12 protein-coding genes are annotated in these 13812 nt (G+C 60.8%); 1 reads left to right on the top strand and 11 read right to left on the bottom strand.

The window, feature by feature from the left end; genetic code table 11:
• Positions 1-24 precede the first annotated feature (24 nt).
• The 9 genes from hutH (ACOYXI_RS21290) to hutC form a co-directional block, all read right to left on the bottom strand.
• Positions 25-1557, bottom strand: a complete 1533-nt coding sequence (gene hutH, locus ACOYXI_RS21290) for a histidine ammonia-lyase (RefSeq protein ID WP_461675259.1) — start codon at positions 1555-1557, stop codon at positions 25-27.
• A 116-nt stretch (positions 1558-1673) separates the two neighbouring features.
• Complete coding sequence (gene hutH / locus ACOYXI_RS21285; protein ID WP_461675258.1) at positions 1674-3197, bottom strand: histidine ammonia-lyase; 1524 nt, start codon at positions 3195-3197, stop codon at positions 1674-1676.
• A gap of 188 nt (positions 3198-3385) precedes the next feature.
• Positions 3386-4216, bottom strand: coding sequence for a quaternary amine ABC transporter ATP-binding protein (locus ACOYXI_RS21280; RefSeq protein ID WP_047601084.1), 831 nt, complete (start codon positions 4214-4216; stop codon positions 3386-3388).
• Positions 4213-5064: an ABC transporter permease gene (locus ACOYXI_RS21275; protein ID WP_007949591.1), complete on the bottom strand. Its 852-nt coding sequence runs from the start codon at positions 5062-5064 to the stop codon at positions 4213-4215. Before ACOYXI_RS21275 ends, ACOYXI_RS21280 begins: the two co-directional genes overlap by 4 nt.
• An 84-nt stretch (positions 5065-5148) precedes the next feature.
• A complete protein-coding gene (locus ACOYXI_RS21270) occupies positions 5149-6117 on the bottom strand; it encodes an ABC transporter substrate-binding protein (protein ID WP_134785230.1) in 969 nt (322 codons plus the stop codon).
• A 69-nt stretch (positions 6118-6186) separates the two neighbouring features.
• A complete protein-coding gene (locus ACOYXI_RS21265) occupies positions 6187-7659 on the bottom strand; it encodes a purine-cytosine permease family protein (protein WP_202369893.1) in 1473 nt (490 codons plus the stop codon).
• 174 nt (positions 7660-7833) lie between these two features.
• Entirely contained in the window at positions 7834-9516 is a 1683-nt protein-coding gene (hutU, locus tag ACOYXI_RS21260) for a urocanate hydratase (RefSeq protein ID WP_115988393.1), read from the bottom strand.
• Positions 9517-9975: 459 nt separating this feature from the next.
• Entirely contained in the window at positions 9976-10545 is a 570-nt protein-coding gene (locus ACOYXI_RS21255; protein WP_461675257.1) for a HutD/Ves family protein, read from the bottom strand.
• Entirely contained in the window at positions 10542-11210 is a 669-nt protein-coding gene (hutC, locus tag ACOYXI_RS21250; protein WP_230679353.1) for a histidine utilization repressor, read from the bottom strand. The genes ACOYXI_RS21255 and hutC overlap by 4 nt, the downstream gene beginning before the upstream one ends.
• Before the next feature lie 188 nt (positions 11211-11398).
• On the opposite strand from hutC, the gene ACOYXI_RS21245 reads away from it, so the two are divergent.
• Positions 11399-12763: a formimidoylglutamate deiminase gene (locus ACOYXI_RS21245; RefSeq protein WP_461675256.1), complete on the top strand. Its 1365-nt coding sequence runs from the start codon at positions 11399-11401 to the stop codon at positions 12761-12763.
• A gap of 121 nt (positions 12764-12884) precedes the next feature.
• On the opposite strand, the gene ACOYXI_RS21240 is transcribed toward ACOYXI_RS21245, so the two are convergent.
• Positions 12885-13454, bottom strand: coding sequence for a lipocalin family protein (locus ACOYXI_RS21240; RefSeq protein ID WP_096794672.1), 570 nt, complete (start codon positions 13452-13454; stop codon positions 12885-12887).
• 31 nt (positions 13455-13485) lie between these two features.
• On the bottom strand, positions 13486-13740 hold the full coding sequence (locus tag ACOYXI_RS21235; RefSeq protein ID WP_003220802.1) for a hypothetical protein: 255 nt from the start codon (positions 13738-13740) through the stop codon (positions 13486-13488).
• Positions 13741-13812: the final 72 nt, after the last annotated feature.

The raw sequence follows: 13812 nt of genomic DNA, 5'->3' as shown, positions 1-13812 counted from the left end.
AACAAAACTCCCCCTGAAAAACACTTACAAACTAGGCAGCAATTTCGCCGGAACCAATTCGCTCAAGCAGCGCGAAGCCAACAACTCGGTCGCCGCATTGATGTCCGGCGCAAAGAAGCGGTCCTTCTCATAGAACGGCACTTCCTTGCGCAGAATCGCCCGCGCCTGTTCCAGTTTGGCCGAAGTCTTCAGACCGTTACGCAGATCCAGCCCCTGCACCGCCGCCAGCCATTCCACCGCGAGAATGCCGCGGGTGTTCTCGGCCATTTCCCACAGGCGCTTGCCAGCGGCCGGCGCCATCGACACGTGGTCTTCCTGGTTGGCCGAGGTCGGCAGGCTGTCGACCGAATGCGGATGGGACAGCGCCTTGTTCTCGCTGGCCAGTGCTGCGGCGGTGACCTGAGCGATCATGAAACCGGAGTTGACCCCGCCATTGGCCACCAGGAACGGCGGCAGTTGCGACATGTGCTTGTCCATCATCAGCGAGATACGGCGTTCGCTCAGCGAGCCGATTTCAGCGATGGCCAAGGCCATGTTGTCGGCGGCCATGGCCACCGGTTCGGCGTGGAAGTTGCCACCGGAAATCACGTCGCCTTCAGCGGCGAACACCAACGGGTTGTCGGACACGGCGTTGGCTTCGACCACCAGCACGTCAGCGGCCTGACGGAACTGGGTCAGGCAGGCGCCCATGACTTGTGGCTGGCAACGCAGCGAGTACGGGTCCTGAACCTTCTCGCAGTTCTGGTGCGAATCAGAGACTTCGCTGCGCTCACCGAGCAGATCGCAGTAAGCCATGGCGGCGTCGATCTGGCCTTTCTGCCCACGGGCCGCGTGGATGCGCGCGTCAAACGGCGAGCGCGAACCGAGCACCGCTTCAACCGTCAGACCGCCGATTGCCAGCGCACCGGCAAACAGGTCTTCACCTTCAAACAGACCGCGCAGGGCAAATGCGGTGGACACTTGAGTGCCGTTGAGCAGTGCCAGACCTTCTTTCGCCGCCAGGGTCAGCGGGGTCAGACCAGCGACTTTCAGCGCTTCGGGGGCTTCCATCCACTCGCCCTTATAGCGCGCCTTGCCTTCGCCCAGCAGCACCAGCGACATGTGCGCCAATGGTGCGAGGTCACCGGATGCACCCACCGAACCCTTGAGCGGAATGTGCGGATAAACCTCGGCGTTGATCAGCGCGATCAGCGCGTCGATCACCACGCGACGGATGCCGGAGAAACCACGGCTTAGGCTGTTGACCTTGAGCACCATGATCAGGCGCACCAGCTCATCGCTGATCGGCTGGCCGACACCGGCGGCGTGCGACAGCACCAGTGAACGCTGGAGGTTTTCCAGATCTTCGCTGGCGATGCGGGTCGACGCTAGCAGGCCGAAGCCGGTGTTGATGCCGTATGCAGTGCGGTTCTCGGCGAGGATCTGCTCGACGCAAGCGACGCTGGCCTCGATCTGCGCCGCAGCGCTGTTGTCGAGGGTCAACTTGACCGGTTGCTGATAGACGTCACGCAATTGGGCCAGGCTCAGTTGGCCGGGAATCAGGTTCAGCGCAGTCATTAAAATGCTCCTTTTGAACATTGTTATTAACTACCAGTCGCTCCGGAGCATTCCGTTATCCGTCGCTTCCCGTCTTGTGGACGATCCGCGCCTTGGCACGCTGGTATGGGTAGTTGTCAGTGCAGATTCGGTAATACGTTGTGCAGCGCATTCGGGTTTTTCAGCACGCTGGCGGCGGCGGCGATATCCGGCGCCAGCCAGCGATCCTGATCGTAGGCAGGGACGGTTTCCCGCAGCAGGCGCCACGCCCGGTCAGTGCCCGCGCCAAAGCGCTGTTCCTTGAGGAATTCAAAGGCCTGCGCCGCTAGCAGGTACTCGATGGCGAGAATCTGCGTGCAGTTTTCCAGGGCGCGGTGCAGCTTCAGTGCAGCGCTGGTGCCCATGCTCAGGTGGTCTTCCTGCAGGCCCGAGGTGACGTAGTTGTCGAGCACCGCCGGTTGCGCCAGTTGGCGATTCTCGGCACATAGCGAAGCGGCGACGTATTGCACGATCATCATCCCGGAGTTCACCCCCGGGTTGGCCACCAGAAACGCCGGCAGACCGCTGACGTGCGGGTTGACCAGACGATCGAGGCGGCGCTCGGCAATCGAGCCGATTTCAGCCATGGCAATCGCCAGCAGATCCGCCGCCATCGCCACCGACTGACCGTGCGGGTTGGCCTGCGACATCACCCGGAAATTCTCCGGCGTGCCCAGCAGCAACGGGTTGTCGGTGCAGCCGTTGAGTTCGGCTTCGACTTGTTTGATCGCGTGTTCCAGTTGATCACGCGCCGCGCCGTGCACCTGCGGGATCGAACGGATGCTCAGCGCATCCTGAGTGCGAACGCCTTTGCTCGTCGCGATCACTTCACTGCCATCGAGCAAGGCGCGCAGGTTGCTACCGACCTGCTGCATGCCGGGGTGCGGCTTGAGCGCGATGATCTCGGCGTCAAACGCGGCGATCTGCCCACGCTGCGCTTCGAAGCTCATGGCGCCGATCACATCGGCCCATTGCACCAGACGCGTCGCGTCGGCAATCGCCAGGCAACTGAGGCCGGTCATGCACGGCGTACCGTTGACCAGGCACAAACCGTCTTTCGCGCCGAGTTGCACCGGTTGCAGGCCTTCTTCGGCCAGCGCCTGTTGCGCCGAGATAATCTGCCCGCGATAGCTGACATTGCCCACGCCCAGCAGCGCGATGCCGATGTGCGCCATGTGCGTCAGGTAACCCACCGAACCTTGCGACGGAACCTGCGGGGTGATCCCGCGATTGAGCAGCGCCAGCAGCGCTTCGACCACACGGCGATGAATGCCGGATTTGCCGTGGCTGTAGTTGTGGATTGCGGCGCAGATGATCGCGCGGGTCTGCTCATCAGGCAGCACCGGGCCGACGCCGCAGGCGTGGCTGAGCAAGGTGTTGCGTGAGAGCTGGCTGAGTTGTTCGTCCTTCAGCGAAACGTTGGACAGACCACCCAGACCGGTGTTGACGCCATAGGCACGCTCGCCGCTTTCGACGATGCGCTGGACGATGCCCTGAGCGTTTTCGATGCGCGCCCAGGTCTCGCTCGATAACTCCAGTTGCGCGCCGTGACGGGCGACGGCGACCACGTCCTGCCAACGCAGGGGGCTGCCGGTGATGATGATTTTTTCAGCCTGGGACATCTAAAACCTCATACCAATTCTTTGATACAAAACCTGTGGTGAGGGGATTTATCCCCGATGGGCTGCGCAGCAGCCCTCAGGATTGCATGCGGTGTACCTGAAGCAGCCAGGCTGCAGATTTTTGGGGCGGCTTCGCCACCCATCGGGGATAAATCCCCTCACCACAAGCTGTCTCACCAAAAAATCTGTCAAACCACTGCCGCCCGCCGCTGCACGAACCGGTCAACATACTCGTCTGCCGGCGAATGCAGGATCTCTCTTGGCGTGCCGACCTGAATCAGGCGGCCATCCTTGAGGATCGCGATGCGGTTGCCGATGCGCACGGCCTCGTCGAGGTCGTGGGTGATGAACACGATGGTTTTGTGCAGGGTCTTTTGCAGCTCCAGCAACTGGTCCTGCATCTCGGCGCGGATCAGCGGATCCAGCGCACTGAACGCTTCGTCCATCAGGATGATATCGGTGTCGGCCGCCAGTGCCCGGGCCAGGCCCACGCGCTGGCGCATGCCACCAGAAAGTTGGTGCGGATATTTGTTTTCGTAGCCTTTGAGGCCCACGGTGTTGATCCAGTGCAACGCGCGCTCAGCGCACAGTTGCTTGCTCTCGCCGCGCACTTTCAGGCCGTAGGCGACGTTCTCGATCACGGTCTTGTGCGGCAGCAGACCGAAGCTCTGGAACACCATGCTGATCTTGTGCCGGCGAAATTCGCGCAGCGCTTCCATGTCGTATTGCAGGATGTCCACGCCATCGACCAGGATCGCGCCACTGGTGGGGTCGATCAGGCGATTGAAGTGGCGCACCAGGGTCGACTTGCCCGAGCCGGACAGGCCCATGATCACGAAGATCTCGCCAGTGCCGATGCTCAGCGACAGGTCGTTGACCCCGACCACGCAACCGGTTTCGTTCAGCACCTGATCCTTGGTCTTGCCCTGGCCGACCATCGCCAGTGCGTCCTTGGCGCGGTTGCCGAAAATCTTGAAGACGTTTTTGACTTCGATCTTGCTCACGGTTGCGTTGTTCATTTGCTCACCTCATGCCGTGGCCGACCGTACGCCTGAGTAATGCGGTCGATGACCACTGCGAGAATCACGATCGCCAGACCGGCTTCGAGGCCGCGTCCGACGTTGAGGGTCTGAATCCCCACCAGCACGTCTTCACCCAGACCCCGGGCGCCGATCATCGAGGCGATCACCACCATCGACAGGGCCATCATGGTGGTCTGGTTGATCCCGGCCATGATGCTCGGCAGGGCTAGCGGCAGTTGTACGCCGAACAGTTGCTGCCAGCGGTTGGCACCAAAGGCGTTGATGGCTTCCATCACTTCGCCGTCAACCTGGCGAATGCCCAGATCGGTCAGGCGGATCAGCGGCGGCGCGGCGTAGATCACCGTGGCGAAAATCGCCGGGACCTTGCCCAGACCGAACAGCATCAGCACCGGAATCAGGTACACGAAGCTGGGCATGGTCTGCATGATGTCGAGCAGCGGCATCAGCACCGAACGCAAGCGATTGCTGCGCGCCGAGAGAATCCCCAGCGGAATGCCGATCAGCACCGAAATGATCGTCGCGACCATCATCAGCGCCAGGGTCTGCATGAGTTTGTCCCACAGGCCGACAGCGCCCACCAGGAACAGCAGACCAACGATAACGGCGGTGGTCACGACTTTACGCGTGGCGTGCCAGGCGACCACGCCGACGATCGCCAGCATCAACCACCACGGTGCCGCACGCAGCAGGCCTTCAAGGTTGACGATGGCCCACAGCAGGGTGTCCGAGATGTGGCGGAACACATCACCGTAGTTGGTGACCAGCGAATCGACCCAACCGTTGACCCAGTCGGCGATGGAAAAGGTAAAGCTTTCGGGAAACATAAGCGGCTCTCAATCAGAAATCTCAATCAAGCGATTTACGGCATATCTCCCGGCCAGCCTCACGGTTGACCGGGAGGTATCGACCTACAGCGCCGCGTCGATTTTCTTGGCTGCGTCGTCACTGACCCACGCGTGCCAGACCTCAGGATGTTCCTTGAGGAAGATTTTCGCCAGTTTTGGCGACTCGATACGTTCCTTCGCCATGCGGCCCAGGTTCTGGTTCAGCAGGTCGATCGGCAGGTTGACCTTTTCCAGCACGGCCACCAGTTCTGGCGCCTGCTCGTGGAAGGTTTTCGACAGGCCGACCTTGATGCTCACGCTTTTGTCGACGCCCGGTTTTTCTTCGAGTTTGACCGCGTCGATCTGGCCCATCAGCGGGGTTGGCGACCAGTAATAAAACAGGATCGGCTCGCCACGCTTGTAGCTCGACAGCACCGCCGCATCCAGCGCAGGTCCTGTGCCCGGGCGGAAGTTGGTGTAGCTGTTTTCCAGACCATAGCTCTTGAGCATTTCGCTGTTGTCCAGCTCGCAGGTCCAGCCCGCCGGGCAGTTATAGAAACGGCCCTTGGACGGCTCTTCGGCGTCTTTGAAAACAGCCGCGTACTTGCCCAGGTCGGCGATGTTTTTCAGGTCCGGGGCTTTTGCCTCGATCTTGCGTTTGGCGTCGCCTTCGATCACGTAGCGCGGCACGTACCAGCCTTCGATAGCGCCGACGATCGGGGCGCCGACACCGACGACCTTGCCGGCCTTCTCGGCCTTGTTCCAGACTTCGCTGCGGCCGACCCATTCTTCGGCGAACACTTGAATGTCGTTGCTGCTCAGGGCGTTCTCCATGGTGATGGAGTTGCCCGGCAGGCTGTCGGTCTTGCAGTCGTAACCTTTCTCCAGCACCACTTGCAGCACGTCGGTCAGCAGCATGCCGCTTTCCCAGTTCAGACCGGCGAATTTCACCGGTTTACCGGACTCGCACCAACCGGCTGCCTGAGTGGCACCGGCACTGGCCAGCAGGCCCATGGACAACAGTGTGGTGAGCAGGGTCTTGTTCGATTTCATTGTTGCGACGCTCCTAATCATGAATTGGCTTACGGCAGTCAAGAGGCATCCAGCCCTGTCCACGTCCAATCAGGCCTGCGCCGCAGCGCGCCCGGCCCCACTTTTTTCAGGTGGTACAACGCTGTTCTGCTCGACCGGCAGAATCAGTTGATCAGGCACCGAGCCGTGCCATTTTTTTGCGCACACGTAATAGAGGGCAGCAGGCAGCACCAGACCGATGATCCAGGAGATATCCACATCACCGAGGGCAGCCACCAGCGGGCCGGTGTAGAACTTGGTGGAGATGAACGGCAGTTGCACCAGCACGCCGAACACATAGACGCTGATCCCAAGCAGGTTCCAGCGCCCGTAGCGACCGTTCGGATCGGCCAGCGCCGGCACGTCGTAGCGCTCGCGGGTGATGCAGTAGTAGTCGACCAGGTTGATCGCGCTCCATGGCGTGAAGAACGCCAGCAGGAACAGGATGAACGACTTGAACGCACCGAGGAACGAGTGCTGACCGAGCAAGGCGATCAGGGTGGCCGCGCCGACGATCACCAGCACGAACACCAGACGCTGCAGGCGCGAGACCGTCAGGTGTCCACGGAAGCCGCTGATGATGGTGGCGATGCACATGAAGCTGCCGTAGGAGTTCAGCGTCGAAATGGTCACCTTGCCGAACGCGATGCTGAAGTACAGCAGCGCCGCCGTGGCACCAGTGCCGCCCAGTCCGACGATGTAGGCCACTTCGTGACCGGCAAACTGGCCGTTGGCCGAAGCTGCCGCGAACACGCCGAGGACCATCGCCACCTGCGCGCCGATGACCGAACCTGCGCCAGCGGCAAAGAAGGTTTTCACCGAGGAAACCTTGCTCGGCAGGTAACGCGAATAGTCAGCCACATAAGGGCCGAACGCGATCTGCCAGGAGGCCGCGAGCGACACCGCCAGCAGGAAGCTGCTCCAGCTGAAGTGACGGATCTGCAACAGTGCGCCCACATCCACCTGGCTCAGCAGACGGCTGAACAGATACACGAAGGCGATCACGCCGATGACACTGGCAACCCGGCCGATCCAGTGGATCACCCGATAACCGAGCACGGTGACCACTACGATGACACTGGCGAACAGCAGGATGCCGACGGTGTCGCTGACGCCAAACAACTGGCCCAGCGCCTGACCGGAAAGCACCGTACCGGTGGCGGTGAAACCCAGGTACATCAGGCACACCAGCACGATCGGGATCGCTGCACCGTAAACGCCAAATTGCACGCGGCTGGAAATCATCTGCGGCAGGCCCAGTTTCGGCCCTTGCGCCGCGTGCAGCGCCATCACGCCACCGCCCAGCAATTGACCGAGCAATAGACCAATCAACGACCAGAACACATCACCGCCCAGCACCACGGCCAGGGCCCCGGTGACAATCGCAGTGATTTGCAGATTCGCACCCATCCACAGGGTGAACTGGCTCAACAGACGACCGTGTCTTTCCGCTTCCGGGATGTAGTCGATCGAACGCCTTTCGATCAACGGTTTGTTGCCTGCACGATCGGGGGTTACAGCCATGATTCAACCTCTGTGGATTGTTATTCGAGTTCACTGAGCGTCTTGCGCGGGGTGCTTTTGGTGGGAGCGGGCTTGCTCGCGAAGGGGCCGGCACATTCGAAACATGTGCTGATTGATCCAGCGCATTCGTGAGCAAGCCCACTCCCACCAAAAGCATTTCCCACAGAATTGCGTTTATTTACCGGTAATCATCGGCAGGTTCAGCCCCTGCTCCTTCGCACAATCGATAGCGATCTGGTAACCGGCATCGGCGTGACGCATGACACCGGTCGCCGGGTCGTTGTGCAGCACGCGCGCAATACGCTCGGCCGCTTCGTCAGTACCGTCGCAGACAATCACCATGCCCGAGTGCTGCGAGAAGCCCATGCCGACGCCACCGCCGTGGTGCAGGGAAACCCAGGTCGCGCCGCTCGCGGTGTTCAGCAGAGCGTTGAGCAGTGGCCAGTCGGACACGGCGTCGGAACCGTCCTGCATCGATTCGGTTTCGCGGTTCGGGCTGGCAACGGAGCCGGAGTCGAGGTGGTCGCGACCGATCACGATCGGTGCCGACAGCTCGCCGCTGCGCACCATTTCGTTGAACGCCAGACCGAGCTTGGCGCGCAGGCCCAGACCGACCCAGCAGATACGTGCCGGCAGACCCTGGAAGCTGATGCGCTCGCGGGCCATGTCCAGCCAGTTGTGCAGGTGCGCGTCGTCCGGGATCAGTTCTTTGACTTTGGCGTCGGTCTTGTAGATGTCCTGCGGGTCACCCGACAGCGCCGCCCAGCGGAACGGGCCGATGCCACGGCAGAACAGTGGGCGGATGTAGGCCGGTACAAAGCCTGGGAAGTCGAACGCGTTCTCCACGCCTTCTTCCTGCGCCATCTGACGGATGTTGTTGCCGTAGTCGAAGGTCGGAATGCCTTGTTTCTGGAAGTCCAGCATCGCTTTGACGTGGACGGCCATCGACTGCTTGGCGGCCTTGATCACAGCGGCCGGCTCGGTCTTGGCGCGGGCGCGGTATTCGTCCCAGGTCCAGCCCGCCGGCAGGTAGCCGTTGAGTGGGTCGTGGGCGCTGGTCTGGTCGGTGACCATGTCCGGGCGCACGCCACGCTTGACCAGTTCCGGCAGAATTTCTGCCGCGTTGCCCAGCAGGGCGATGGAGATCGCCTTGCCTTCGGCGGTGTATTTGGCGATGCGCGCCAGGGCGTCATCGAGATCTTTGGCCTGCTCGTCGACATAACGGCTTTTCAGGCGGAAATCGATGCTCACCTGCTGGCATTCGATGTTCAGCGAGCAGGCACCGGCCAGGGTAGCGGCCAGTGGCTGAGCACCGCCCATGCCGCCGAGGCCTGCGGTCAGCACCCACTTGCCCTTGAGGTTGTCGTTGTAGTGCTGACGACCGGCTTCGACGAAGGTTTCGTAGGTGCCCTGAACGATGCCCTGGCTGCCGATGTAGATCCAGCTGCCGGCGGTCATCTGGCCGTACATGGCCAGGCCTTTGGCGTCGAGTTCGTTGAAGTGTTCCCAGCTCGCCCAGTGCGGCACCAGGTTGGAGTTGGCGATCAATACGCGCGGGGCGTTGCTGTGGGTCTTGAACACGCCGACCGGTTTGCCCGATTGCACCAGCAGGGTCTCGTCGTCGTTCAGATTGGTCAGGCTTTCGACGATTTTGTCGTAGCACTCCCAATTACGCGCCGCGCGACCGATGCCACCGTAGACCACCAGCTCTTTCGGATTCTCGGCCACTTCCGGATCGAGGTTGTTCATCAGCATGCGCAGCGGCGCTTCGGTCAGCCAGCTCTTGGCGGTCAGCTTGTTGCCGCGTGCAGCGCGGATCTCGACGTCACGGTATTTAGTAGGTTTTGTGTCAGTCACGAAAAAAGACTCCTCAGCGATCAATTCAAACCAACCCTGGCAGTGGGCAAGCAGCCTGCGCGCCTCAATGCGCGACAAGCGAATCAGTGGACGCTGCGGACTCATACGCATACGTCTTTACTTGTACATACAAGCATATGCAATCAAACGGCCAACTTGCTGGAGGGGCGTTCAAGAAAAATTGCGGACAGGGCTGCAGAGCGCCTGAGACAAGGGTTGCGGCGTGAATGAAAATTTTTGCGGAGGTGTATGAGGGAAGTGTGCAGCTGTTACGAAAGCGTGGTTTTGCGCCACGCTGGGGCGTTCGGTAACAAGTTGGTGCGCCGAGGGAAACAGGAATTGAAATGCAATTGTGGTGAGGGGATTTATCCCCGATGGAGCGCGTAGCGGTCCCAAAAGGTCTGCTGCGCCGCCATCGGGGATAAATCCCCTCACCACAGGAGTGTTACCAGAGTTGGATCAGCGCGCGGTCAGCTCAATCACGCAGCACCCGGCATTGACGGCCACTTCAACCAGCCCGGTGTTACCGTCCAGTTGCAGGCAACCATGGCGGCCGAGTTGCGCAGTGTTGTCAGCAACCTGCACTTGCAGCAGCTCACTGACACTGAACACCAGCACCGTCGTCGCCGAGCTGAAAAACCGCTGCTCGCCTTCCAGCCACTGCAACCGCGCGCTGTAACGCAGCGGCGCGTAGATCAGGTTGAAGTCGCGGATCGCACCACCGAGCAAAGTGCAGGACACCTGGCTTTCGCCGCTGAACGCAAACGGATCCAGCGGTAACAATGGGCGAGTGTCATCGCCGTCGACACACAGGGTCATGCCATCGCCCTGCAGCACCGTAATCACTCGCTGGTAACCAGCAAAAGTCGAGAATCCACCGGACTCGGCAATGTCGGCAATCGACAGGCGCCAGCCAAAACCATCGAGGCCGGCACCCGCATCACGGGTAATCTCTTCGGTGCTGCCGCCGCCGTTTTTCCACGGCATGCGCGGGTAACCCTCGGCGCGTAAAACCTTCAAACCATTCATTTATGAAAGCGTCCTTCCAGACGATGACGGGAACCTGGGTGAATCAAACGCGCGGCGGTCACCGGTTGACGCCCCGACCACGTGCGGCGACGGATCAGCAGGCAAGGCTCGCCTTTTTCGATCTGCAGCAACTTGCACTCGGACGGCTCGGCGAGGATCGCCTCGACGACGTGCTCGCCTTCGGTCAGTGGCGCGACCTGATTGAGATAGGCGTAAGGCGTCTGCAAGGTGAAGTCCTGCTTGAGGTATTCCGGGGCGACCAGCGCGTTGACGAAGCGGTCTTCGATTTGCACAGGAATGTCGTTTTCGTAATGCACGATCAGCGAGTGGAAGACCTTCTGCCCTTCGCGCATGTCCAGCGCCAGCGCGCGCTCGGAGCCGGCGGCCTCTTCTTCGAGGGTGATCACCTGACAGGTGTGGCGATGGCCACGGGAGGCAATTTCATCAGCGATGTTGTGCACTTCGAACAACGCAGACTGGCTCTTCGGTTCAGCGACAAACGTGCCTACACCTTGCATGCGCACGAGCAGGCCGTCGGCGGTCATTTCACGCAGCGCGCGGTTGATGGTCATGCGGCTGAAACCGAGCTGGCTGACCAGTTCGCTTTCCGATGGCACGCGGTAGTGCGGTGGCCAGTTACCACTGTCGATCTGCTGGGTGATCATCTGTTTGACGCGGGCGTACAAGGGCGCCGGACTGTCGCCCAGGTTCGCGGCCAACGGAGAGACTGGAGGCGGAGTCGGCACGGTTGATCCCTGTTCATTGGATGAAGGTTGCTAGCTTGCCGGAGTTTACCGGGCAGGCAAACGTCTGTATATGTATATACAAATAACACACGATGGGGTGCTGAACCATGTCCGCTTTCTTTGCCGAACGCGCGCTGCTGCCTAACGGATGGGCCAACAATGTACGTCTTGAGGTCAGCGCCGATGGCGTGCTGACCCAGATTCAGGCCGATTCCACCGCAGACGGCGCCGAACGGCTGAGCGGTCCGCTGCTGTCGGGCATGCCCAATCTGCACTCCCACGCCTTCCAGCGCGCGATGGCCGGGCTGGCGGAAGTGGCCGGTAATCCCAACGACAGTTTCTGGACCTGGCGTGACCTGATGTATCGCCTCGTCGGAAAAATCAGCCCGGAGCAGCTCGGCGTGATCGCCCGTCAGCTGTACATCGAAATGCTCAAGGCCGGTTACACCTCGGTTGCTGAATTCCACTACGTGCACCACGACAACAACGGTCAGCCGTATGCCGATCCGGCCGAACTGGCACTGCGCATCAGTCAGGCAGCGAGCGAAAGCGGCATCGGTCTGACCCTGCTGCCGGTGCTTTACAGCCATTCCGGATTCGGCGGCCAAACGCCCAATGATGGGCAGCGCCGCTTCATCAACAGCACCGAAAATTACCTGAATCTGCAATCGCGCTTGCAGCCATTACTGGCTCAGCAAAAAGCGCAGTCGCTGGGTCTGTGCTTCCACTCGTTGCGCGCGGTTACCCCGCAGCAGATCAGCGAAGTGCTGGCCGCCAGCGACAAGCAGTGCCCGGTGCACATTCACATCGCCGAACAGCAGAAGGAAGTCGATGACTGCCTGAGCTGGAGCGGTCGTCGTCCGCTGCAATGGCTCTACGAAAACACCGAGGTCGATCAGCGCTGGTGCCTGGTTCACGCGACCCACGCCAACCCGGAAGAAGTCACGCTGATGGCCAAGAGTCGCGCCATCGCCGGCCTGTGCCTGACCACCGAAGCGAATCTGGGCGACGGGATTTTCCAGGCGGTGGATTTCCTCGCTCAGGGCGGACGCATGGGCATCGGTTCCGACAGCCATGTGTCGCTCAGCGTGGTCGAGGAATTGCGCTGGCTGGAATACGGCCAGCGTCTGCGCGATCAGCGGCGTAACCGGTTGTATGGCGCGGATCAGCCGATGGTTGGGCGCACGCTGTATGACGCGGCGCTGGACGGCGGCGCCCAGGCTTTGGGACAGCCGATTGGTGCGCTGCAAGTCGGCAAACGTGCGGACTGGATCGTGCTCGATGGCAATGATCCGTATCTGGCCACCGCCAGTGGTGACGGGATTCTGAATCGCTGGCTGTTCGCAGGTGGCGATCGCCAGGTGCGCGATGTGCTGGTCAATGGTCAGTGGGTGGTGCGCGATGGACGGCACGCGGGCGAAGAGGAAAGCGCACGTGCCTTCACCCAGGTTCTGCGCGAACTTTTAGGCTGACACAAAACAAAAATGTGGGAGCGGGCTTGCTCGCGAAAGCGGTGTATCAGTCGATATTTCAGTCGACTGACACGCCCTCTTCGCGAGCAAGCCCGCTCCCACATTTGATTTGTGGTGACCTTTAGTTCGAAGTCTTCGCCATCTGCCGATCCGACGCCCGCCAGATCAGTCGCGTAGTGTCGTAACCCTGCTGCCGCGCCTTGCTCAGCAACTCCTCACGCACTACGCCATTGACCGTTGGCGTGCGCGACAGCAACCACATGTACTTGCGACTCGGGTCGCCGACGATGGCGGTCTTGTAGTCGTCGCTGACGTACAACACCCAGTATTCGCCTTTCGCCACACCCGGAATCAAGCGCGAGAACCAGGTATCGAACTCGACCCACAACTTGTCGGTCTTGCCCGGCACCTGTGGATAAGCCTTGCCTTTGGCTTCTTCCCACTGCCAGTCGGAGGTCAGGCAGCGATTGAGCACATCGACATTGCCGTCGGGTCTGAGCGAGTAATGGGCTTCGGACTGCGCGCAGTTGCGCTGGAAGTACATCGGCAGGCGCGCCAGTTCATACCAGGTGCCCTGATAACGCTTGAGATTGACACTGTGAGCCGTCTTGGGCGCCAGCGGATCTTCACCGTGGGTGGCGCAGCCGGCCAGTACCAGGCCGGCAAAAAGGACGAACAATAACCGCTTCATTATTTTTCTCCCGTGGGCGCATAGCCCCGGTTTACTTCAGGCCTTGGCCGGAAAACATCAGCACTTTGTCACCGGCGTACTGCACGCTGATAAAGCTGTTTTTGTCGCCCCAGGTGCAACTGGACATGCCGAGCGCACCCGAACAGTCGGTGGGTTTGCCGAGCAGCGTCTCAACCTCGGCCTTGGCCATGCCGGCCGAAAGCTTGGAATAGTTTTCCTGATTGACCTTGCTGCACGCGGCCAACAGCACGCAAAAAGTCAGAAGGGCGATAGATCGCAGCGACATGAAGTAACTCCTGGAGCGGAAGGGGGATGGCATGGTGCCAACCAGAAGCTTAGAAGAGAAAACCCTCATCTG

The organism is Pseudomonas sp. G3-19, assembly GCF_054855875.1.
Note: the sequence above shows the minus strand (reverse complement) of the source record. Positions and strands in the feature narration are given on the sequence as shown.

Excerpts from the sequence above, each read along its gene's own strand:
- ACOYXI_RS21270 (WP_134785230.1), bottom strand. The coding sequence starts at position 6,117 with ATGAAATCGAACAAGACCCTGCTCACCACACTGTTGTCCATGGGCCTG.
- hutH (WP_461675258.1), bottom strand. The coding sequence starts at position 3,197 with ATGTCCCAGGCTGAAAAAATCATCATCACCGGCAGCCCCCTGCGTTGG.
- ACOYXI_RS21255 (WP_461675257.1), bottom strand. The coding sequence starts at position 10,545 with ATGAATGGTTTGAAGGTTTTACGCGCCGAGGGTTACCCGCGCATGCCG.
- ACOYXI_RS21245 (WP_461675256.1), top strand. The coding sequence starts at position 11,399 with ATGTCCGCTTTCTTTGCCGAACGCGCGCTGCTGCCTAACGGATGGGCC.
- hutH (WP_461675259.1), bottom strand. The coding sequence starts at position 1,557 with ATGACTGCGCTGAACCTGATTCCCGGCCAACTGAGCCTGGCCCAATTG.
- ACOYXI_RS21240 (WP_096794672.1), bottom strand. The coding sequence starts at position 13,454 with ATGAAGCGGTTATTGTTCGTCCTTTTTGCCGGCCTGGTACTGGCCGGC.
- ACOYXI_RS21235 (WP_003220802.1), bottom strand. The coding sequence starts at position 13,740 with ATGTCGCTGCGATCTATCGCCCTTCTGACTTTTTGCGTGCTGTTGGCC.
- ACOYXI_RS21265 (WP_202369893.1), bottom strand. The coding sequence starts at position 7,659 with ATGGCTGTAACCCCCGATCGTGCAGGCAACAAACCGTTGATCGAAAGG.
- hutC (WP_230679353.1), bottom strand. The coding sequence starts at position 11,210 with ATGATCACCCAGCAGATCGACAGTGGTAACTGGCCACCGCACTACCGC.
- ACOYXI_RS21280 (WP_047601084.1), bottom strand. The coding sequence starts at position 4,216 with ATGAACAACGCAACCGTGAGCAAGATCGAAGTCAAAAACGTCTTCAAG.
- ACOYXI_RS21275 (WP_007949591.1), bottom strand. The coding sequence starts at position 5,064 with ATGTTTCCCGAAAGCTTTACCTTTTCCATCGCCGACTGGGTCAACGGT.